Source organism: Campylobacter curvus, assembly GCF_013372125.1.
Lineage (GTDB): Bacteria > Campylobacterota > Campylobacteria > Campylobacterales > Campylobacteraceae > Campylobacter_A > Campylobacter_A curvus.
The window spans coordinates 305,923-328,048 of sequence record NZ_CP053826.1 but is presented as its reverse complement, the minus strand read 5'-3'; the positions used below and the strand labels follow the sequence as shown (position 1 = coordinate 328,048).

General features: G+C 45.5%; 16 protein-coding genes and 1 pseudogene. 7 read left to right on the top strand and 10 right to left on the bottom strand.

The window, feature by feature from the left end; translation table 11 throughout:
- Positions 1 to 27 precede the first annotated feature (27 nt).
- Together CCVT_RS01580 and CCVT_RS01575 are read right to left on the bottom strand one after the other, a co-directional pair.
- Positions 28 to 1,194 carry a PepSY-associated TM helix domain-containing protein gene (locus tag CCVT_RS01580; RefSeq protein WP_018137523.1) on the bottom strand — a complete coding sequence of 389 codons (1,167 nt, stop codon included), beginning with the start codon at positions 1,192 to 1,194 and terminating at the stop codon, positions 28 to 30.
- A complete protein-coding gene (locus CCVT_RS01575) occupies positions 1,194 to 3,158 on the bottom strand; it encodes a TonB-dependent receptor domain-containing protein (protein ID WP_018137522.1) in 1,965 nt (654 codons plus the stop codon). The genes CCVT_RS01580 and CCVT_RS01575 overlap by 1 nt, the downstream gene beginning before the upstream one ends.
- A gap of 106 nt (positions 3,159 to 3,264) precedes the next feature.
- On the opposite strand from CCVT_RS01575, the gene CCVT_RS01570 reads away from it, so the two are divergent.
- Positions 3,265 to 4,203 (top strand): helix-turn-helix domain-containing protein, encoded by a 939-nt coding sequence (locus tag CCVT_RS01570; protein ID WP_009650677.1) that lies wholly within the window; start codon positions 3,265 to 3,267, stop codon positions 4,201 to 4,203.
- Here CCVT_RS01570 and CCVT_RS01565 read toward each other — a convergent pair.
- Both CCVT_RS01565 and CCVT_RS01560 read right to left on the bottom strand, forming a co-directional pair.
- Entirely contained in the window at positions 4,170 to 5,948 is a 1,779-nt protein-coding gene (locus CCVT_RS01565) for a sensor histidine kinase (protein WP_018137521.1), read from the bottom strand. The genes CCVT_RS01570 and CCVT_RS01565 overlap by 34 nt on opposite strands.
- The gene (locus CCVT_RS01560; RefSeq protein WP_011991827.1) at positions 5,935 to 6,597 is read right to left on the bottom strand and encodes a response regulator transcription factor; all 663 of its coding nucleotides are present in this window, start codon (positions 6,595 to 6,597) and stop codon (positions 5,935 to 5,937) included. The genes CCVT_RS01565 and CCVT_RS01560 overlap by 14 nt, the downstream gene beginning before the upstream one ends.
- Before the next feature lie 167 nt (positions 6,598 to 6,764).
- Between CCVT_RS01560 and CCVT_RS01555 the strand changes: the two genes are divergently transcribed.
- Genes CCVT_RS01555 through CCVT_RS01545 form a run of 3 tightly spaced genes read left to right on the top strand, consistent with a single transcriptional unit; the run spans position 6,765 to position 10,263 of the window.
- Entirely contained in the window at positions 6,765 to 9,137 is a 2,373-nt protein-coding gene (locus tag CCVT_RS01555; RefSeq protein WP_009650743.1) for a hypothetical protein, read from the top strand.
- Between the two features lie 41 nt (positions 9,138 to 9,178).
- Positions 9,179 to 9,799, top strand: coding sequence for a thioredoxin fold domain-containing protein (locus tag CCVT_RS01550; protein WP_009650732.1), 621 nt, complete (start codon positions 9,179 to 9,181; stop codon positions 9,797 to 9,799).
- Positions 9,796 to 10,263 carry a thioredoxin family protein gene (locus CCVT_RS01545; RefSeq protein WP_009650670.1) on the top strand — a complete coding sequence of 156 codons (468 nt, stop codon included), beginning with the start codon at positions 9,796 to 9,798 and terminating at the stop codon, positions 10,261 to 10,263. The genes CCVT_RS01550 and CCVT_RS01545 overlap by 4 nt, the downstream gene beginning before the upstream one ends.
- A gap of 103 nt (positions 10,264 to 10,366) precedes the next feature.
- Here CCVT_RS01545 and CCVT_RS01540 read toward each other — a convergent pair whose 3' ends face one another.
- Positions 10,367 to 11,473 carry a PepSY-associated TM helix domain-containing protein gene (locus CCVT_RS01540; RefSeq protein ID WP_018137520.1) on the bottom strand — a complete coding sequence of 369 codons (1,107 nt, stop codon included), beginning with the start codon at positions 11,471 to 11,473 and terminating at the stop codon, positions 10,367 to 10,369.
- Between the two features lie 15 nt (positions 11,474 to 11,488).
- Positions 11,489 to 13,447, bottom strand: a pseudogene (locus CCVT_RS01535) (TonB-dependent receptor domain-containing protein).
- A 307-nt stretch (positions 13,448 to 13,754) separates the two neighbouring features.
- Between CCVT_RS01535 and petA the strand changes: the two are divergent.
- Genes petA through CCVT_RS01520 form a run of 3 tightly spaced genes read left to right on the top strand, consistent with a single transcriptional unit; the run spans position 13,755 to position 16,564 of the window.
- Positions 13,755 to 14,258, top strand: coding sequence for a ubiquinol-cytochrome c reductase iron-sulfur subunit (gene petA, locus CCVT_RS01530; RefSeq protein WP_018137519.1), 504 nt, complete (start codon positions 13,755 to 13,757; stop codon positions 14,256 to 14,258).
- 9 nt (positions 14,259 to 14,267) lie between these two features.
- Positions 14,268 to 15,512: a cytochrome b gene (locus CCVT_RS01525; RefSeq protein WP_018137518.1), complete on the top strand. Its 1,245-nt coding sequence runs from the start codon at positions 14,268 to 14,270 to the stop codon at positions 15,510 to 15,512.
- A 2-nt stretch (positions 15,513 to 15,514) separates the two neighbouring features.
- Complete coding sequence (locus tag CCVT_RS01520; protein ID WP_018137517.1) at positions 15,515 to 16,564, top strand: c-type cytochrome; 1,050 nt, start codon at positions 15,515 to 15,517, stop codon at positions 16,562 to 16,564.
- 568 nt (positions 16,565 to 17,132) lie between these two features.
- On the opposite strand, the gene CCVT_RS01515 is transcribed toward CCVT_RS01520, so the two are convergent.
- From CCVT_RS01515 to nikA, 4 genes are read right to left on the bottom strand one after another with little or no spacing between them, the layout of a single operon-like run.
- On the bottom strand, positions 17,133 to 18,686 hold the full coding sequence (locus CCVT_RS01515; protein WP_018137516.1) for an ABC transporter ATP-binding protein: 1,554 nt from the start codon (positions 18,684 to 18,686) through the stop codon (positions 17,133 to 17,135).
- The gene (gene nikC, locus CCVT_RS01510) at positions 18,667 to 19,500 is read right to left on the bottom strand and encodes a nickel ABC transporter permease subunit NikC (RefSeq protein ID WP_018137515.1); all 834 of its coding nucleotides are present in this window, start codon (positions 19,498 to 19,500) and stop codon (positions 18,667 to 18,669) included. Before nikC ends, CCVT_RS01515 begins: the two co-directional genes overlap by 20 nt.
- Positions 19,497 to 20,429, bottom strand: a complete 933-nt coding sequence (locus CCVT_RS01505) for an ABC transporter permease subunit (RefSeq protein WP_018137514.1) — start codon at positions 20,427 to 20,429, stop codon at positions 19,497 to 19,499. Before CCVT_RS01505 ends, nikC begins: the two co-directional genes overlap by 4 nt.
- Positions 20,426 to 21,967, bottom strand: a complete 1,542-nt coding sequence (nikA, locus tag CCVT_RS01500; RefSeq protein ID WP_018137513.1) for a nickel ABC transporter substrate-binding protein — start codon at positions 21,965 to 21,967, stop codon at positions 20,426 to 20,428. The genes CCVT_RS01505 and nikA overlap by 4 nt, the downstream gene beginning before the upstream one ends.
- Between the last annotated feature and the right edge of the window lie 159 nt (positions 21,968 to 22,126).

The following is a 22,126-nucleotide window of genomic DNA, read 5'->3' as shown; positions in this document are numbered from 1 at the left end:
AGCATTGGCTTGTGGCATAGCTTAAATTTATCGGAGCACGTCTTTCTTGCGTATCCGCTTCAAACTCATCCAAAATCCGCTCACTATAAAAACCACGACCAAAAGTGACGCGACGCAAAAGATAAATTTACCCGCCTCGCCGAAGGTATATCCAGCATGTAAATTTAGCACATTTTTGTGTAGCAAAAAAGTCCTAGGCATAGCATTTTGCGCGTCGTCATGTCTTGTATGGCGTAAAATTTTACCCTGCCGCACATCAATACTCATCATGCTAAATTTCGTGTCGTCCGCCGCGTCCTTATCGGTGTAGCGAAGGCTGTAAATTTCGCCCTTTGGCGGGATCATCACGTTAAACATCTCGTAGTTTTCGCCGCGCTCTTTTGTAAATATTTCAAAAATGGCGTCAAGCTCTTTTAGCTTTTGGGCGTTCGTTAGCGCAAAGCCCTTAGCCTGCGTAAATTTGGGCGCTTTATAAATTTGCTCCTCGCCAAACGCCCTATTTGTGAGCCTCGCCAGCCACTCGTAGGAAAAATATAGTCCCGTCACGCTTATGACAAAAAGCACCGCCGCCGCGCTCATACCAAGGCTGCCGTGTAGCTGATAAAGCAGCGTGTAGCCTCTGGCGCGTAAATTTATCCTAAACGCGCGGGTAAATTTATGCCTAAAATTTGGATAGTAGATGACGACGCCAGAGACTAAAAGCAAGATGAGCGCGACAGTCGAGACCGCCACGATGTGCTTGCCAATTAGTCTTAAATTTTCATTCCCGCTTAGCCCAAGCCCTAAATTTACGTGTAAATTTAAGATAAGCCCGATAAATTTATTGCCAAAATTTTCGCCCAGCGTCTCGCCCGTGAATGGATCTAAAAAATATGAGTCAAATTTGCCCTCTTTATCGACGCCAGAGATGACGATAGCCGCGTCTTTATCGCTCTTTCGTCCGATAAAGCTAAGATAAAATTCCCCATTTTGCGCGCTAAATTTAGCCAGCACTTCGCTTACTTTCATCCGGCTAGGCAAAGCTGCTTTTACGTGCGAGTTTTTGGCATTTAGCGCGTCAATGATCTCGTCGTGATAGGAGATGATCGCTCCCGTCACGGCGACGATGGCTAGCGGCACACAGCAAATCAGCGTCAAAACAAGATGCAGATTAAACCAAAATTTATTTTTCTTTAAAAGCGTCAAATTTGCCATCAGAAATTTACGTTAAAGCCAAGTTGGAATTTCGTGCCATCAACGATGAGCAGGTCATATCTGCCAGAGCGCGTCGTGACAAATTCGTTGAAAAGATTATAAACGCTAAAATTTATGCTCGCATTTTTGCTTAGTTTGTAGCTCGCACCCGCGTCAAACAGCGCATACGAGCGTATATCCTCGTCGTAGCTTAGGCTATCGCGCGACTTGCTCATGTAGTTTAGCTGTGTCCAGAGATTTAGCTCCTTGCTCGCATCGTAGTCAAGCCCGATTTTTAGGACATGCACGGGCAGGTTGTTTAGCGTTTTGCCCTTTTCACTGCCTGTTTTTTGCTCCGAGTGGGTGTAAGTATAGCTCGAATTTAGCGCTAAATTTGAGAGAATTTGCCATCCCGATGATAGCTCGACGCCCTTTATATCAGCCTTGCCGATGTTTATCGTATCCCAGATACCCCTTGCGTAAATTTTGCCATTATGCACGCACGGCGTGCCAGGACGCGGGACACAGATACGTTGCGTGCTGATGCCGTCTTTTAGCCTCGTGTAAAAGCCCATGAGCGCGAAGCTAAATTTTTCATTATCGTCATACGCCACGCCAGCTTCGTAGCTCACGCTGCTTTCTGGTTTTAGATCGCTCCTACCTAGCTGCGCGCCCATGCCACCAGCAAATGGCAGTGCAAGCCCGTCGGTGCGCTGCTTGATGTCGGGGGTCGCATAGCCAGTGGAGACGCCGCCTTTAAATGAAAAATTTTCGTTTAGATGATAGACCACATAAGCGCGCGGCGAGACATGCCCGCCATAGTCTTTGTCGTGATTATACCTCACGCCAGCGGTTAAATTTAGCCTATCCGTGAGGTAAAACTCATCTTCACCAAATACCGAAAAATCATGCCTCTTTACATTCGCCGCGTCCGCTGTGGTCGCCTTTTCGTTTAGCTTTTCGTGTCTAAACTGACCGCCAAGGCTTAGGGTGTTTGAGTCAAAAAAATATGTCTCCTTTGAGTTTAGCGTCGTGGTTTTTAGCGTCAAATTTTGCTGTCCGTTTTCTTTCATTTTATCATGCGTCAGGTAGCTTTCTAGCAGGAGCTTGTCGTATTTGCCAGTGTGCGCGAGCGAGGCGGTAAAGCCCTTCATCTCCTCGCGCGCGACATCGTTGTTTGAGCCAGTAGCCCCCAGCGTCCTGCCCACCGTTCTTTTGTATTTATTGGTGATCTTTGCTAGATCAAGCGTGATCTCGTCATTTGGCGTGGCGTTATACATAAATTTAACGCCAAAATTTTCATCGCTGTTTTGCCTGTTGCCATAGCTTAGCGTATCTTCAAATTTCTTAAAATATCTGCCGTAAAGTGCCACGCCAAGCACGTCTGGCACGAGTGCGCCGTTTAGATAAAAGCCCGTTTGAAAGTCGTTTTTTATCTCGCTTCGTTTAGCAAATGTATAGTATCCATTTACGTTGCCAGTAAGCTCGTTTGAAAAGCCCTTGGTGATGATATTTATGACGCCACCTATCGCGTCCGTGCCATATAGCGAGCTCATCGGGCCTCGTACGACCTCGACGCGCTCGATGGTGTTTGCAGGCGGTAAGAAATTTTGCGAGCTACCAATAGCCCTAAGCCCCTTATATGCGCTATCACTGGTCGCTGGACGTCCGTCGATCAAAATCTTAGTGTATCGCGACCCAAAGCCTCGCACCGTGATACCGCGCCTGCTCGCCGCGCCCAAAGTCATACCAAACACGCCAGGCACGTCCTTTACGATACTTTCGACATCTTGGTGATTTTTCTTAGCGATTTGCTTTTGCGTGATTACAGAGATCGAGGCTGGCGCGTCTTTTATGTTTTGCTCAAATCCAGTCGCGCTCACGACTGTGACCTCATCTAGTCTCACCTCGGTCGGCTCGTCGCCATAAACAAATCCGCTCGTCACGCTTAAAAGCGCAAGTGAAATTTTAAGCCCTTTACGCATGAAAACCCCTTATAAAAATTTAAATTTCATTTTACTATAATGAGATAATTATTATCAATACTATCTGAACACCGCAGGGATAAAATTCAAACGCTGGAGGGATAAAATGGATTTTAAAGATATTTTAAACGCAGGACCCAATCAAAAATATATCGAACGAGTGTTTGAAGATAGCGACAAAAGGTGCAAGGTCGAGCTTTTTGCAAACAGAGACGACATAGGCTACTGTAAGAGCGACATCCTATGCAACGACCACATAAGGCGTTATCACGAAAAGGGGCTTGAGTACGCATTTTTATTTTTCAACGATACGCTAGATCCCTTGTGCTTCAAAGTCGGTCAAAGCTCTTTCGTATTAAACGGCGGTGAGTTTTGGATAGGCAGAGTAAATAGCGAATTCTCAGGTGTTTTCGAGTATCAAAACAAGCGATACGGCGGGCAATGCATATTTATGGATAAAGCTCTTGCCGATCAGATAGAGGCGTTTAAAAATTTAGACTGTAAAAACGGCATGGCGATAAAAAACCTCAAAGCAGCTCCTATGCAAATTTTGATACTAAAAGAGCTTGCAAGCTCTAAAATTTATGGTGGGAAGATGAGAGAGATCTTCATGGAGGCTAAAATTCTAGAGATGATTTATAGATGCTTTGGTGAGGCTAGGAGTGATGAAAGAGGCGAATTTAGTGCAGATGAGGTCAAAATTTTAAACAAAGCACGGCAAATTTTACTAAGCGACCTGCAAAATCCTCCGTCAATAAAAGAGCTCGCACGCCTTTGCGCAACGAACGAATTCAAGCTAAAAACGAGCTTTAAAAAGTACTTTGGAACGACCATTTACGCACTTTTGGCAAACGAGCGACTGGGCGTTGCAAAAGAGCTTTTAAACCAAAACGACATCAGTGTAAAAGAGGCGGCAAATATGGTCGGATACGCGAGTGCACCGCACTTTGCTAAGATCTTTAAAGCAAAATTCGGCGTGCTACCAAACGAGCTTTTAAAGCAAAGGAATTACTACGAGACGACCTCGTCATCTACGTCGTTTTGAACGAAAGAGCCCTTTAAAACTATCCTAAATACCGCTCCGTCGTTTGTATTTTGCACGCTCAAAGAGCCGCCAAGCCTCTCTTTTACGATCGTATTTGCGATGTATAGGCCTATGCCCGTGCCTTTGTCTTTTTTGGTGGTGAAATAAGGATCGAAAATTTTCTGCATTATCGCGGCGTCAATGCCGCCGGCGTTATCTTCGATCTGTATTAAAATTTCATCCTCTTTTTTCGTGGCGGTTATCTTTATGAGCCCGTTTTTAAGGGCTCTTTCGTCGATAGCGTCTTTTGCATTTATGAGGATATTCATCAAAACTTGTGAGAATTCGTTCTTGTTTGCAAGGATGAAAATATCCTCCGCGCAGGATACTTCTAGCCTTATGTGGCTGTGCTCGATGATCGCACCGATGATGCCCAGGATGTCCTCTACCGCGCTTTTTACGCTAAATTCTCTCTTTGCATCGTCCTTTTTATAAAAATTCCTGAAATTTTCTACCGTGCTCGTCATAAATTCTATCTGGCGGAGCGAATTTTCGACCGCCTCGTAAAAGCTCTCGTCGCTCATCTTGTTTTTTCTCTTAAAGGCTCTTAAATTTTGCAGTATCAAGGAAAGTCTCGTAAGCGGCTGCCTCCACTGATGAGCGATGTTGCCGATGAGCTCGCCAAGCTCGGCAAATTTGTTTTGATTTTGCAAGAGCCTATCTTTTTGAGCGATCTCAAGCGTCTTTAGAGTGATCGTGTTGTCTAAATTTGTAGCCAGCTCGTCAAGCTCGTCGGCACGCTTAGCGACTGCGGCAAAGATCCCTCTGATAGGCCTCGTCAAAACGAAGGTGAAAATGACCGACATAATGGTCGCAAAAATGAGGATGGAGGCTATCATTTTGTTGTTTTCCATGTCGTTTAGGCTAGGTTTCGAGCCCTCCATAACAAGGTAAAATTTTTGCTTGCCGATGAAAAACGGCTGAACAAATACGTTTTCATATATGAAACCGTCCGCACCGGAGCGATAAATTTCGCCCGCAAGCTCCTTTTTAAAGTCATCTTCTATCTTTCTTTTGTCGGCGTAAAGCGACCAGTCGAATTTAGGATCTTTATGCTTTATGTAATACCCCTCGCTATCGATCAAAAACACATCGTAGATCATCGACATCGTGAGACTATCGATAAAGCCATCCATAAAGGCGTCTATAACGAGCTCGCCTTTAAATTCATCGTCCGCGTATATCGGTACCTCAAGCCTGAGAGATGGTCTTTTAAATTTCTCGTCAAGCCTGAAATTTAAGGCTATCTCTCCCTCTTTCGCCTTATTTGAGTGAAATTCCTCTTTGAATTTTGAAATTTTATAAGCTTCGCATCCTTCGCTCGTTCGCTCATACCCTAAAATTTTATATCCGGTTTTGCTGACATAGACGATACGCGTATAGTCTTTATTGGCCTGCATGATCGCTGAAAACAGCAGATTTAGATAATCTTGATCGCCGCTTACGCACTCTAAAAATTTTTTATCCGCCGCTACGGCTTTTATCGCGCCCTCTTTGGATTTTAGATAGGCCTGAGCTTTCATTATCTTGTCGCTGCTTTGCATCGAGATTTCGCGCTCGAATTTTTTGTAGTTTAGATCGTATGAAAAGTAGATATGGATGCCGATTATCGAGGCCATCAAGATCACCGTAAATACGATATACGAGACGAAGAGCTTGATACTGAAATTTCTTTTTTGGTTGGAGAGTTTTTTAAATTCGATCATATTTTTCTATCTTGTATCCTATGTTTCTTACGTTGATGATGAAATTTTCGCCCAGTTTTTCTCTGATCTTTTTTATCTGCGTCCTTAGAGTATTGTCGCAGACGTCCTTATCCTCCCAAACGTAATCCTTTATCACCTCGGGGCTCATCGTAAGCCCGATATTTTTTACCAAAATATATAAGAGCTTCTTTTCTTGTTTATTCAGCTCGACCGGCGCGCCATCGCAAAAGAGCGTCATATTGGCGACGTTAAAACTGTAAGATCGCGTTATCTTCACCATGTCGTGATCGGCGTTTTTATAAAGTATGTTGTTTATCCTGATCTCAAGCTCTTCTAGCATGAAGGGCTTTTTGATATAGTCGTTGCAACCTAGATCAAAGCCTTGCTTGACGTGCTCAAGATCACTTTGCGCGGTGACGTAAATGACCGGAGTATCGATGCCCTCTTTTCTGATCGCTTTTAGGGTCTCAAAGCCGTTTAAGATGGGCGTATTTATATCAAATAAAAATATGTCGAAATTTGACAAAACGGCATTGTCTAAAAGCTCCTGTCCGTTAGCGTAAAATTCTAGCTCGTGCCCCTCAAGCTCGAAGTAGTTTTTCAGCTGATCGCAGATGATTTGATCATCTTCAAGAAGAAGTATTTTCATGCCCCGCTCCTAGCCTCTTTTTAGTAAAAATTTTAGCACATTTTTTACTAGCCATATTATAGATAGTAAAAGTGCTTTAAAAGTGCTCGGCGAAATTTGAGCGAGGCACTTTTAAAGCACTTTGATATTTTAATATTTCGATAATAAATTTTCACAAGGAGGAACAGATGAAAAATATGGCTTTAAGATGCTTTCTTGGCGCTTTATTTTTGATCGCATCTCCTCTTTTTGGGGCGCAGAGCATGGACGCTCCGAAAGAAAAGATGCAGGTTCAAAGCGTCGAAGGCGGCGATAGCTGCGTCAAATGCCATGAGGGTATCGAGTCCATCAGAGATGCGAAATCGGACATGATGGCGCAAATTCTCGCCATGGGGCAGGCATTTAACGACAGCGGAGGCTGTGCGGTGTGCCACGGCGGCGATCCGGATAAAGGCACTTTCGAGGAAGCTCACAAGGGCGCTCCTGCGGCTCATCCGGGCGGGTTAAAGGACTTTGTAAGAGACCCGGGCTCCATCTGGATAGCCGATAAAACCTGCGGGATGTGTCACGCAGATACGTTAGCAAACGTCCAAAAGTCTTTGATGATGACCGAGGCCGGTAAAATTCAAGGAAATTTACACTCCTGGGGAAGTCAAAAATCACAAAAAGTGATATATGGCAACCACGCCGTCAAGGACGAGGACGGCAAAGAGCCTGCGTGGGGCACGAAAGAATACAAAGAGTATATGGTGCGCCTAATCGACAAATATCCAAATCAGTTCCCGACCGAGCTTAAACAAATCCCACTTGCGCCTCAGGGGGCGGATGATTTTAAAGGCAAGAGCGAAGATGAAATTTCATATATGGCCTCGCTCACCTATCAGCGCTCGGGCTGCCAGGCCTGTCACGTGGGCGTAAGGGGCAGGAAGATAAGGGGCGATTGGCGAGGTATGGGATGCTCGGCCTGTCATATACCTTACGGCATAGAGGCGTTTTACGAGGGCAAAGACCCGACCATCGACAAGAGCGAAAAAGGGCACTTGCTGACTCACCAAATGCAATCAAGCAGAGAGGTCAAGGTAAAAACCGCAAAGGGCGTAGAATTTAGCGGTATCCATCCGGTTACCTGCGGCAGTTGCCACAGCGGCGGCAAGAGGATCGGCGTATCTTATCTTGGACTCATGGAGCAGCCTTACGGCACGCCGTTTAAAGACGGAGTCAAAGACCAAGACGCATATCACGGCTCAAAGTATAAACACATCAAAGAAGACCTGCACTTTGAAGCGGGCATGACCTGCCAAGACTGCCACACTTCGATCGACGTGCATGGCGACGGAACGATATTTGGAACGACCTTGGCACAAGTGGAGATCGAGTGCTCCGACTGCCACGGCACGAATGATAAATTCCCGTGGGAGTTAAGGCTAGGATATGGCGAGAATTTCAAGATCAAAACATCTGACAAGCCAAGAGGTCTGGCTCAAAATTTACAAGATTGGATGAAACAAGGAACGGTCTATGACAAAGAGGGCGGATATCTACTCTCTGCAAGGGGCAATCCTCTAGGCAACGTCGTAAAAGTAAAGGGCGAAACTAAGGTCATCGCTCACCTTGCAAGCGGAAAAGACCTTGAAGTGCCGCTCGTAAAAAATCAGGTCCAAAAGAAAATTTGCAAGTCAAAAGCCGCCTATGTCGCGATGAATGATGTAAAAGCTCATATGAATCAAATGGAGTGCTACACCTGCCACGCTACTTGGGCGCCGCAATGCTACGGCTGCCACGTAAAGATGGACTATGGCTCCGGCAAAACCAAAACCGACTGGATAGCCTCGGCTTCAACCCACTTTGCAAACGGCGAAACGAGCGAATCTACTATCGGGGCTAAGGGCAATCAACTCTTTGGAACATTTAGTCAGTCAAGGACATACACCAGGTGGGAAAACCCTGCTCTTGGCGTAAATGGCGAAGGTCTCATAACCCCGATAATCCCGGGCTGCCAAGTCATTTACAGCATCATAGGACCTGACGGCAAAACGGTCACGCTAAACAAACGCGCAAAAGTCGCCGACGACGGAGCTATGCTACCGCCTGACATGTCGCCTACTCAGCCACACACTATAAGTAAGGTCGCAAGGACTTGCGAGTCGTGCCACTCCGACCCTAAAGCCATAGGATATGGTATAAATGACGGGCAGTATATGACGGATGCGGATAAAGACTTGCACCTGGATATCCAAGATCTGCGCACGAAAGAATTTGCGACCGAGCACACGGCGCTTCAGCTAAAAGGTATCGAGGGGCTAAACTACGACTTATCGCAAGTCGTTACCAGAGACGGCAAGCTGCTTCAATCAGTCGGCACTCACTGGCCAGACGCCAGAGCGCTTGACAAGGCACAAAGAGACAAGATCGAAAAAGTGGGCGTTTGCATAGGATGTCACCAAAATATGTCTAAAAAGGAAATTTGGGACAACCTCAGCACGAACAAGACCTTAAACGCCGACGAGCACGTCCAAAAGATGAACGAGCTGGCCACCAAAGCCGCCAAGGTCAAAAAATAATGTAAAGGGAGCCGTGCGCTCCCTTTTTCAAGGAAAGAGATATGAAGCTAAATTTAGGCGTATTACCGGTTTTGCTAGCCATTTTGATAGCGGGCTGCAACGACGTTAAAGCAACACAGCAAACCACGAAGCAGGCGGATCAGCTCGTAAAACAAAAGCCCGTCATCTACGATAAAAATGACGCCGTCATAAACGAGGTCTTTAAAGACGTAGCCAAAATAGCGCCGTCTGATAAGCCAATGATAATCATCTTTGGCACGAATACCGATCCCTACACCGACAAGCTAAAGTCCGACATAAACGCATCGACGCAGCTTAAAGAAAAGCTGAAAAATGAATTTTCGTCGTATTATCTAAAGGCGCATAAAAATTTAAATCATAAATTTTACCACGACGGCGAGTTTATGGACGTAGATACGAAGACGCTACTATCTATCTACGCTATCGACGCGACTCCTAGTATCATCTTTTGCGACAAAAGAGGCAAAACCATCCTGATCGTGCCGGGATACATGCCGCCAAAGCAGTTTTTACAGACTATGAATTTCATCAAAAGTGGCATATGGGAAGGCAAGAATAGGAAAAACGGCGAAATTTATGAGGCGCTAAGGCAATACTACATAAAAAACGGCATCGACGTGACTAAAAAGGCGGACAGATGAGAGCTCTTGCGCTTTTTCTCGCGTCGCTTTGTCTTGCCTTTTGCGCCGATATGCAAAATTTAACGAGGCTTGCTGCGGACGGTAAAGGCATGGTCTTGATATTTGAGAGCAAAGACTGCGGCTACTGCGAAATTTTAAAAAATGACTTTGAAAAGGACGAACGCTTACTAAATTTGGTGGGTGATTTTAATATCTATCGTATTGACATAAACGAGGACAAAAGCTACATCTTTGCAAACGATAAAAGAGCCAAGAGCACGAAGGAGTTAAAATACTATCTTTACGTAAATTCCGCGCCTTGCGTCATGATCTTTGATAAAGATTACAACAAAATTTTCGCGTTTCAAGGCTATGCCGATCCGCAGCAGATGAGTGTTTTTATGAAATTCGTAAAAGGGCTCAATGAGGGTAAATACAAAGCTAGCCAATGGCAAAAATTTCTAAACGAAAACGGAGTGCTGTAAAACAATAAATACCCACTAGAGTGCTAAAATTTGGCTTTACCAACTTTTACGATCACCTGACATGCGCTGATTTTAGTAGCTTTGTACAAGCGGGTGCATAAATTTAGCCGATTCTCACTCTGCCTTTTAGGCGCTTCAAACTCATCAAAAATCCGCTTACGATAAAAACTACGACCAAAAGAGATGCGATGCAAAAGATAAATTTGCCCGCCTCGCCAAAGCTGCGCCCCGTGTGTAAATTTAACATCGTTTTTCGTAGCCAAAGGGCGTCTTTACCGCCGCTACTAGCTCGCACGCGCTTTAAAAGTGCGCCGTTTCTTGCGTCTATCAAAATCTCACCTACGTTTTCTTTGTCGGTTTCATTTAACGGCACGTAAAAGATCCTAAATTTGCCCTCTCCTTGCGCAAATAGGCTAAATTCCTCGAAATTTTCGCCGACCTCGCTTCTAAAAATTCGCTCCGCCGTGTCAAATTCGCTTAAATTTAGCTGTGCGACCTTTTTCGCCTCGGGCGGGACGAAGTCGCTTTTTGGCGCGGACAGATCAAAAGCGCCGTTTATGAAATTTGACGCCGTGCGCGAGCTGAGATAAACGCCACTTAACGTCACTAAAACGAGCACCGCCGAAGCGTAAATGCCAAGCGAGCCGTGAAGTTTGTATAAATTTTTGCCGATAAAAAGCCTTGCGCTCCGCCTAAAAAACGGAAAATATAGCCAGATGCCAGAAAGTGCTAGCAAAAATAAAGCCAGAGTGGCAAGTAGCACGATGTCTTCACCAAGCGTGGCTAGCTCGCCGTTTATCAGCCCAAAGCCTAAATTTACGTGTAAATTTACGAGAATTTTCTCAAATTTATCGCCCGCGTCCGCACCGATCATCTCGCCCGTGTAAGGATCTATCAAAAAAGCGTCGAAATTTGCGTCATAAACGTCGGCGGCTAAATTTAAGCCATTTCTAACGAGCAAAATTTTAAAAGAAAAATCCCTGTTTTTCTCGCCGAAGCGGTTTAAAATTTCTGAAATTTTTGGCGGATCGCTGACGCCTCGGGCTAAATTTAGCGTCAAATTTTCGCGGTTTAAGACTTCTGAAATCTCATCCGCGTATGAAAGTAGCGCGCCCGAGATCGCCACCACCAAAAGCGGCAGCGAAAAGACGAGAGCTAGGATAAGATGAGCGTTAAAGCAAAATTTACCGCGTTTAAAGATCCGCCTCACGCCCACCCTTTAAATTTAGAAATTTACGTTAAAGCCAAGCTGGAATTTGCGTCCGTCCATCACGATCGCTTTGACCGGCTTTTGATCTATGAGCTTTTTATCGAAAAGATTATAGACGCTAAAATTTATACTCGCGTTTTTGGTGATTTTATAATTCACCCCGATATCGGTCAATGTGTAAGAATTCGTGCTTAAATTTACGCCGTTTTTGATCTTGCCTATGTAATCGACCTGCGCCCAGAAATTTAGCTCTTTATTAAAGTCGTAATCAAGCCCTGTTTTTAGCATATGACGTGGCAGATCGTTTAGAGATTTACCCTCGTTGGAGCCACTTTTTTGCTTTGACTGTGTATAGGTGTAGTTTGTGTGAAGGGCTAAATCCCGGAGGATATCCCAGTCAGCGGTGAGCTCTACGGCGTTTATCTCGGACTTGCCGACATTTACCTTTTCATAGATAGAAAAATAGGTCTTACCTTTGTAGGTGCAAGTCCAAGTGGCGGGATTGTAAAAATTAGCCCCGCTTCCCCAGCCACCGCATAATACGGCGTCGTCGATCTTATCTTTAAAGTCGGTGTGAAACGCCATCGCCTAAAATTTTAAATTTTGATTGTTGTCAAATGAAAATCCCGCTTCGTAATTCACGCTGGACTCCGACTTTAAGCTGCTTCTGCCTAGCCTTATGCCACGCCCTTGGTTGATCGGTATAGTTATACCATCGGCTCTATCGTCGATATTTGGCGTAGAGTATCCGGCCGAAACGCCGCCTTTTAGCGAGAAGTTATCGTTTATATGATAGACGATATATCCGCGCGGCGCGATGTGCCCGCCGTAGTCTTTGTCGTGATTGTATCTTAGCCCTGCTAATAGCGTGAGTGCGTCAGTGACGTAAAACTCATCCTCACCGAATATAGAAAAATCCCAGCGTGATAGGCTGTTGTCATCAACGAGGCTTTTTGACTTTTGTTTATAGTCGATCTTTTCATGACGATACTGCACGCCAAGTGTTAAGGTGTTCGAGTCGAAAAAATACGAGCCCTGAGAGTTAAAAACGCTGGAACGCAGCTTTATATCGTTTTGCGCGTGGTCGGAGTCTGATTTTGTGAGGTCTTGCATGATGTAGGTATCAAGGGCTAGCTTGTCGTTGTATCTGCCACTATGAGAGAGTGAAATTTGCGTATTTTCGTCGTTTTCGTGCGACTTGTAGCCAAGGTACGATGTCCTGCCGACCGTCCTTGTATTGATGCCTTTGGCACGCTTTAGATCAAGTACCAGCGCATCGTCATCAGTAACGTTATAAATGAGCTTTGCACCGTAGTTTTGTTCGGAATTTTTTGGATTTTCGTAGTCGTATTTATCCTCGAATTTATGAAAATATCTGTCGTAAAGCGAAAAGCCCAAGACATCGGGAATTAACGCGCCACTTAGATAGATACCCGTGGAGTAGTCATTGCCTATATCTTTATGCTTTGCTAGCGTGTAGTAGCTGTTTATATTGCCTGTAAATTCGTTTGAAAAGCCCTTGGTGATGATGTTGATGACGCCACCCATCGCGTCAGTACCGTAAAGCGAGCTCATCGGACCCCTGATAACTTCCACTCTTTGGATGGTGTTTGCAGGTGGTAAAAAGCCCTGAATCCCGCCCTGCGAGCCAAAGCCAGGAAAGCCGCTTTCATTTGAGATCGGACGACCGTCGATCAAAATTTTAGTATATTTTGAGTCCATGCCGCGCATCCTGATGTCGCTTTTGCCCTTCATAGAGCTGTTTCTAGGTGCGGCAAATACGCCCGGAGAGTCCTTTACGATGTCTGCTAAGTCTTTGTGATTTTTCTTTTCGATCTCTTTTTGGTTGATGACCGAGATAGACGCGGGCGCGTCTTTGATATTTTGTGCGAAACCGGTCGCACTGACGACCACCTCATCAAGCTTGACGTCCTTTACTTCGTCACCTAAAAGGTAGCCGCTACCCCCCCCCATTAGCAGTAAAGCCGCTAAAGACATTTGAAATTTACACATTTTTTGCCTTTGGTTTAAATTTGACGAGAAATTATAATTCACAAAATATTAATCTTTTATAAAGTAATGAGACATATTATTAATATCGTTAAATATTTTCTAAGTCTTGCCGCTTCCTCGATTTTGGTCGCAATAGCGTATAAGCATTGATACCTTTTGAAACAAAGTCTAAATTTTTATTTGTTTCAAAATTCTAATAACACAAAATTATACTTTTTTAATTTTAGCACAGTATAATTGTTTAAATTTCATTATAGAAAGGAAATTAATGTCAGTAAAGCAAGAAAGACGAGATTTTATCGGTCTTGCGTTCGGTGCGGTCGCGGCTGTGGGCGGCGCACTCTCGCTGATAGCCGTTAAAAAGACTTGGGATCCGCTCCCTAGCGTGAAAGCGGCGGGTTTTACGACGGTCGATCTAAGCCCGATGAAAGAGGGAGAGATGAGACAGGTCGAATGGCGCAAAAAGCCTATTTTCATCCTGAAAAAGAGCGCAAACATGGCTGCAAACGACAAGCGCGATGTCGTCGTCGGCGACGCTAGATATATCGTCCTCATCGGACTTTGCACACACCTGGGCTGTATCCCCGAATACAAAGCCAGCAAGCAAGAATTCATCTGCGCCTGTCACGGCGGCATATTCAATGTCGATGGAATTCAGACCTACGGACCGCCGCCAAGACCGCTTGACATACCTCCATTTAAGATAGACGGCACAAAGCTCGTTTTGGGCGAAACCAGCCCCGAATACGAAAAACTCGTAGCAAAAGCATAGGAGGCAAAGATGGCACAAATTCATAAATCAAGCGGCGTCATCGACTGGCTGGATCAAAGACTGGCATTTACCAAGCTTATGAAAGTGCTCGTTAGCGAGTACTGGATACCAAAAAACATAAATTTCCTTTGGGCGATGGGCGTTATCCTAACGACGCTCTTTTTGTTACTTATCGTTACAGGCTTCTTGCTTTTGATGTATTATAAACCGGATGTAAATTTAGCGTTCGACAGTGTGAACTATACCATAATGCAAGAGGTCGAATACGGCTGGTTGTGGCGACATATACACGCCATCTCGGCATCGGTCGTCTTTCTCATAATGTATATCCACCTTCTTACCGGACTTTACTACGGCTCATACAAGAGAGGCCGCGAGGTCATCTGGATAAGCGGCATGGTGCTTTTCATCTGTTTTTCAGCAGAGGCTTTTAGCGGATATATGCTGCCATGGGGGCAGATGAGCTACTGGGCGGCGACTGTAATCACCCAACTATTTGGCGGAGTGCCTGTCATCGGCGATGCGCTAGTCGAGTGGATACGCGGAGACTATGCGGTAGGCGACTCCACACTGACACGATTTTTCATGCTTCACGTGTGCTTGCTACCGTTAGTCACGATCGTAATTTTAGTCATTCACTTTTACTCGCTTCGCGTCCCGCACGTAAATAACCTAGACAGCGAGGAGATCGACTTTGAGCTAGAAGCTAACGAATACCTAAACGGAGATAGAAGCAAAGCCAAGGTCATACCGTTTTGGCCGGGCTTTTTGGCTAAAGACTTTATGTATGTATCGTTTTTCATGATATTTTTCATATACCTTGTGTGCTATCACTTCAACTTTGCGATGGATCCAATAAATTTCGAGCCTGCAAATGCGCTCAAAACTCCGCCACACATCTACCCTGAGTGGTATTTCCTCTGGCAATACGAAATTTTACGTGGATTTTTCTTTGACATACTTGGGATTTCGGCCTACAACATCGGCCTGATGGCATTTGCTTTTGCAGGAGTGGCGTTCATGCTGATCCCATTGCTTGACAGAAGCGACGTCGTAGCGCCGGCTCATCGCCGCCCGCTATTTTTCGTATGGTTTTGGGTGCTAGTCATCGATCTCATCGTGCTTTCTATCTACGGCAAGCTACCTACCGGCGGTATCAGCGACTGGATAGGGTTTTTCTCATCGCTACTATTTTTGTTTTTATTCATCGTCGCCTTGCCTGCGATCACTATACTTGAAAGAAAAAGGGGATAATTATGAAAGAGCTTAAAATTTTTGCCATAGTTGTCATCCTTTCGGGAGTTTTATACTGGGGTATCGAGCCTTACGCTCATAGTAAGCTTCATCCGCATACTGCGGCCGCCGAGTACAACTTCTCGGCAGAAGACACCGACTACGCTAAGCATTTTTTAGAGGAAAAGATAAAGGCGCTTGACGAGGCTAAAAAAAGCGGCAATGAAAATTCCGTGCAAGCCGCGCAAAAAGATGTCGATACCGCACAGAAAATTTTAGATGATTACACCGCATTTTGGGCTGATATAAACGCGATCGATCTAAGTAAGGGTGACGCGATCAAAGGCGCCGAGACATTTACGGCCGGAGGCTGTGTCGGCTGTCACGGGGTAGAGGTCGCTGGTATGCCTGCACCTATGGATAACGAAACGGCTAGCCAGACATTTGGCGTAGTGCCGCCTGATCTTAGCACTGCGGGTAAAATTTACGACGATAAATTCCTAGCCGCACTCATAAAAAATCCTACGATGGCGCTTAAACTGGCTCATAAATTTAACGACGAAAAGCCTTTCCCTATGACTGCATTTTTCGGAGCCGGTGGAGAGGATATAAACAAAGAGATAGCCGATATCGTGGCCTATCTAAAGTCTGTTTCGGCAGAGCATGAGAAACAACACGGTGCCATAAGCGACGAAAAACTCTTTGAGGATGCATGCCAAAGATGTCACGATATGAAATACGACAAAAAATACACCCTTAGCAATAAGGTAAATTTAGCCGCCTACATGGGCTCTAATCCTCCCGATCTTTCGATGATGATCCGCTCTAAGAACTCGGATAACTACCTGGCTAAATTCATCAACGACACGCAAAAGATGCTACCGGGCACCTCTATGCCGCGCGTGGGTCTGGATAAAGCCGCCGAGGATCAGATCGTATCCTACATACAAAAAGTGGGTGATAGCAAGAAAGATGAGCGCGAGAGCCTCGGAATTTACGTGATGATCTACTTTTTCATACTTGGAATTTTCGCTTGGCTTTGGAAGCGCAAAGTCTGGAGCGAGCTTCACTGAAATTTCACGGCTTGTCTTTGCGGGCAAGCCGTGAAATACATAAAATAAAAAGCTTTGCTATAATAAATCATTGGCACTTGCTTCGCTTCTGCCTTGCAGTTGCGAACGAAGTGAAGCAAAAACCCTGTTCGCTCCAGGAGCGACCTAGGACAGACGCGAACAGGGTTTCAAGGAAATCTTTTTTTGCTTCGCAAAAAACTACTCAGCCCCTGCGGGCTTGCCTAATTTTTCGTTTCGTTGCACTCACGACTGCTAGCAGAAGTGCAGAGCGAGTAGCCGTTCCCCTGCTTGCGAGAGTAGCGAATAAAGTGAAGCTAAGCCTTAGCACGATTTTTTCTGCTTCGCGTTGCTACTCAGATACTGCTCGTATCTTCCCTTTTCAAGACGCTTCGTTGCACTACTCAAACGCTGTTCGCGTTTTCCCTGCAAGCAGAACGTTACGAGTGCGTAGCACGCTCTACTTGTAGTTGCAAGCATAGCAAAGCTTTGTAAAAATCGGCGGCAATAAGCTCGCTAGCAAGGTTTGACTACGCTAGAGTGCTTAAAATTTTAAAAAATCAACAATCCATTAAAACAAAGCCGCATTTTCCAGCTCTTTTCCAAGCTTGGTGCTAAATTTCTCATCAGCGCTTATCTTTTCTGCGATCCTGCCCTCATCAAGCAAAATGATCTCGTCACAAAATATCCTCGCAAGCGCGACGTCATGCGTGATAAAAAGAAACGACAGCTCGTTTTTGAGCGCCAAAAGTAGCTGTAAAATTTGTATCCTAAGCGTCAGATCGAGGTTTGAAAGCGTCTCGTCGAGTATCAAAATTTTAGGCTTCACGGCTAGGGCGCGAGCCAGACAAACGCGCTGGATCTGTCCTCCGCTGAGGCTCGTGGCTTTACGCTGCAAAAATCTCGGCTCAAGCTGCACGAAGCTAAGCATCTCAAGTACGCGCGTCTTGATCTCTTGCGCGCTAAATTCGCCAAGATACATAAGCGGCTCTTTTATCACGTCAAATACGCTTGAGGCGGGATTTACCGAGCTTAGCGGGTCTTGAAAGACGATTTGCACGTTTTTATAAAGCTCTCTCCTACTTGCTAGCGTATCGACGCGCAGTTTCTCGCCGAAAATTTTCACTTCGCCAAAGCTGGGGCGTATCAGCCCCATGATGATATTTGCTAACGTGCTTTTACCGCATCCAGATCTGCCAAGTAGCCCTAGCGCACGGTTTTTGCGTAGGCTAAAGCTCACGTTTTTTAAAATTTCACTCTCTTTTTTACCGCCAAAGAGCGTATAGCTGGCGTAGGAGTGACTTAGACCCGATATTTCGATAGCAGTCGGTGCGTCTAAATTTACGTTTGCTTTGACGCCGTCTGAGGCAGGAGCAAATTTCATAAGGTACTCAAAGGCTCCCACCAGCTCGCGACTGGCAGGGTGAGTCGGACGCTCAAAAATTTCCCTCGTATCGCCGCTTTCTACGATGCGCCCTTCGCTCATCACGGCAAGTCGGTCGGCCACTTTCGCCACCACGCCAAAATCATGCGTGACAAGCAACATGCCGATGTTTCGCTCTTTGACTAGCCGCTTTAAAAGCTCTAAAATTTTATCTTGCGTCAGCAGATCAAGATCGGTCGTAGGCTCGTCGGCTATTATAAATTTAGGAGAGGCCAGCAGTGCGAGCGCTATCATGGCGCGCTGGAGCATGCCCCCGCTCATCTCAAATGGATACATATCATATACTCGCGCGCCCAACCCGACCTCAGCAAGCGTGCTTATTATGAGCTCTTTAAAATTTCGATCCGCCCTACCGACCGCTTTTAGCGAGTGGAGCGCATGAGTGCCGATAGTGAGGATAGGATTGAAGGCTGTTTTTGGGTTTTGCATTATGATGGAGATAGGCCGTAGGCGCATATCGCGGCTATTTAGCTTAGTGCCGTTATATAAAATTTCGCCGCTCGTTTTCTTGAGTGTAGCAGGTAAAAAGCCGAGCACGGACATCGCGCTTAGCGTCTTTCCGCTGCCACTCTTGCCTACAAGGGCTAGGATTTCGCCCTGATCTAGCTTAAAGCTCACGCCCTTTACCAGCTCGTGCTCGCCGTTAGTTATGTTTAAATTTTTAAGCTCGAGCGTATTCATCGCAAACCTCTAAATTTCGTCCCGCATCAAGCTTGTCGCGAAGATGATCGCCTATGATGTTAAAGCTCGCCACGCATAAAAATAGCGCTATGCCGGGATAGAACATGAGCTCTGAATGTGTGAATATAAAGTCTTTCGCATCGCTTATCATTATGCCCCATTCGGCTTTTGGTGCGCGCACGCCAAGCCCAAGAAAGCTAAGAGCCGAGATATGAAGCATGATGTGTCCGATGTCTAGCGTGCCGAGTATTACGCACTGCGAAAGTATCGGGCGTAGCATATTTTTTTTAAAATTTACAGCCTCGCTCGCACCGCTGATACGCGTTATGAGGATATATTCTTTATTTTTTAAAGAAAGCACCACGGATCGCACCATCCTAGCATACCACGCCCAGTGCGATACGGCGATCGCGATGATGACGTTTATTAGCCCGGTGCCTAAAACGCCTACCAAAAACAGCGCCAAAATGATAGTCGGAACGCTAAAAAACACATCGCAGATCCTCATCAACACCTGATCTACCCTGCCACCCGCAAAGCCGCTGACAGCACCTACTAGCACGCCTATTAAAAGGATCAGCCCGAGCGTAGCGAACGTCGAGCCAAGAGAGACGCTAGAGCCGTAAAGAAGCCTAGAAAACACATCCCTGCCAAGATGATCGGTGCCTAAAATATGCTCGCTGCAAGCAGGCATAAATTTAGCCGACAGATCGATCGTCTCCGGATCATAAGGCGCGATGACGGGCGCGAATACGCAAAATATCACCATCAAAGCCGCCACTACGAAAGCAAGCTTTAAAACAAGCCCTCTCATACCGCAAGCCTCACGCGAGGGTCGATGTATGCGTAGATTATGTCGGTTATGAGATTGCTTACTATAAACACCAGCGCCATGAAAAGGATGAAGCTTTGGATGACCGGATAGTCGTTGTTTATGATAGCAGCGACCGTGTATCTGCCTATGCCCGCGTATGCAAAGACGTTTTCGATCACCATCGCAGAGCCCACGAGCTCGCCAAGGTGCATGCCAAGAGCCGTGACGATAGGTATGAGCGCGTTTTTCAGAACGTAATGGACGATGACTTGAAATTTAGCGATGCCACGCATATTTGCGTATAAAACATGCCTTGAATGCATAAGATCTAGCATATTTGTGCGTATGAGCCGTGCATTTATGGCTATACTCATGAACGAGATCGCAAAGGCGGGCATGATGATATGGCTAAGTCCTCCCGTGCCAAACGGAGGCAAAATTTTAAATTTCACTGAAAAAACGCTGATTAATATGAGCGCCAGCCAAAAATTCGGCGTGCTCACGCCCAAAAACGATATGAACCTCACGATATGATCGACCCATTTGTCCTTATAAAGCGCGGACAAAATTCCAAGCGGCAAAGAGACCGCGACCGTAAGAAGCAAAGCAAAGCCGATCAGCTTTAGCGTATTTGGCAGATAATACGCCATATCCGCACTCACCTGCGAGCCCGTGATATACGAGCGCCCAAAGTCAAGCGTGAGCGCCTTTTTAAGCCATAAGAGGTATTGCTGTAAGAGCGGTTTATCTAGCCCTAGCACCTCTTTGGCGTGGGCTAGAGCTTGATCACTTGGCGAGATACCAGAAGCGTTTAGATAGCTCATCGCTGCGTCAGTGCCGTTTAGACGGAGTATCAAAAATATAAAAACCGACACCACCAAGAGCATCGGCACGATATAGGCGGTCCGTCTAAAGATATAGCTTTTCATTTAGGATAAATTTCGTTGAACGGATAGTGATTTTGAAAGATACTAGTCCTTGCTCCGCCTACTTTATCGTTTGATATCCAGATCATGCTCTCATGTGAGATAGGCAGATATACGGCCTCGTCATGAAGCCTTGTAAGGACGTTTTTTATAAGCGAGCCTTTTTTGCTCTCATCGAAGGTCTTTAAAATTTCGCTTATGTTTTCATCTATCCAAGCTTTGTCTTTTAGCCCAAGCTGAGCCTGATAGTCCGCGTGAGAAGGCAGTCTCATCGAGGCTAGAAACATCACAGGATCGTAGGGCACGCCCCAAGTGGAGTTAAATATCATGCCAAAATCGCCGCTGCGTTGCTTTTTATAAAATATCGTGGATTCGTCGGCATTTAGCTGTAAATTTACGCCGATTTGCTTCAGCTCGGCTTGTAAAATTTCGCCGATGCTCTTAAACGTGGCGTTAGTACCGATATAAACCAGCTCGATCTTAAGCTCCTTGCCGTCTTTGTATCTTATGCCGTCTTTGCCCATCTCCCAGCCGCCTTTTTGCAAAATTTCATTTGCGGCCTTTTTGTCGAATTTATACGGCTTAAGCTCTATGTCGCAATACGGCAACTTGCTGTAAAATAAGGCGTCAGCGCTCTTTTGAACGCCAAAAAATATGGAATTTGCGATCGCGTTTTTATCTACGGCTAAATTTAGCGCCTCTCTCACGGCAAGATCGTTTGTCGGAGATTTATTAGAATTTAGCGCCAAAACTAGTGTGTTCATAGGCTCCGAGACCTTGACCTCGTAGCTTTTTTTGAGCTCGTTTATCATATCAAAAGAGATCTGCCCGTTGCCGTAGATGAGATCGACCTCGCCAGTTTGAAGCGCAACGACTTTGGTATTTGGGTCCGGTATCACCTTTGCGACTATCTCGTCAAATTTTGGCTTTTGGCCCCAGTAGTTTTCATTTTTTACGAAAATATCGTTTATGCCAAGCTTGGTAGAAGCCAGCTTCCACGCACCAGTGCCCACGGGAGCGATAATGCCGTCTTTTGTACTATTAGCATCCTTCATCGCTAAAGGCGAGATAAATCTAAACGGACGCACCAAAGAGAGCTCTTTTAACGTCGGCTCATAAGCGTTTTGCAGGTGCAAAGCGATGGTTTTATCGTCTATTATCTCGCAGTCTTTTAAGATATTTGCAAACTCCAGCCATTTGTGTCGGTCGCGATTTGCCAGTATCGCGTCAAAATTTAGCTTTACGGCCTTTGCGTCAAAGCTCACTCCGTCGCTAAATTTAACCCCTTCTCGTAGCGTGAAAACGTATGTTTTGCCCTCATCGGCGATCCTCCAGCTAGCGGCTAGCTTAGGCACTATCTTGCCATCCTCGCTATACTCGACCAAGCTCTCGTAAAGCATATCTTGCGCCCACATCTCGTTTGGCGAGTAGAGGTGCGGATTTAGCGGGCCTACGTTTTTTGATGTAGCGAAATTCAGCGTATTTTTAGCCTCTGCAAAAGACAAAAGCAACACCAACGCCAAAAAAATATTTTTAATCATTCCTACCCCCTTAAATAATACTGAAAATATATTTGTAGTATTTTAATGGAATTTAGCTGCGATTGTCAAGTAAATTTTAGCTAGTTATTTCAAAAGTACAAAAGTCAAAGTGGCGAAGCGACTAGAATTTAAAAAATTTAAAAGCAAGCGGACGCCCCG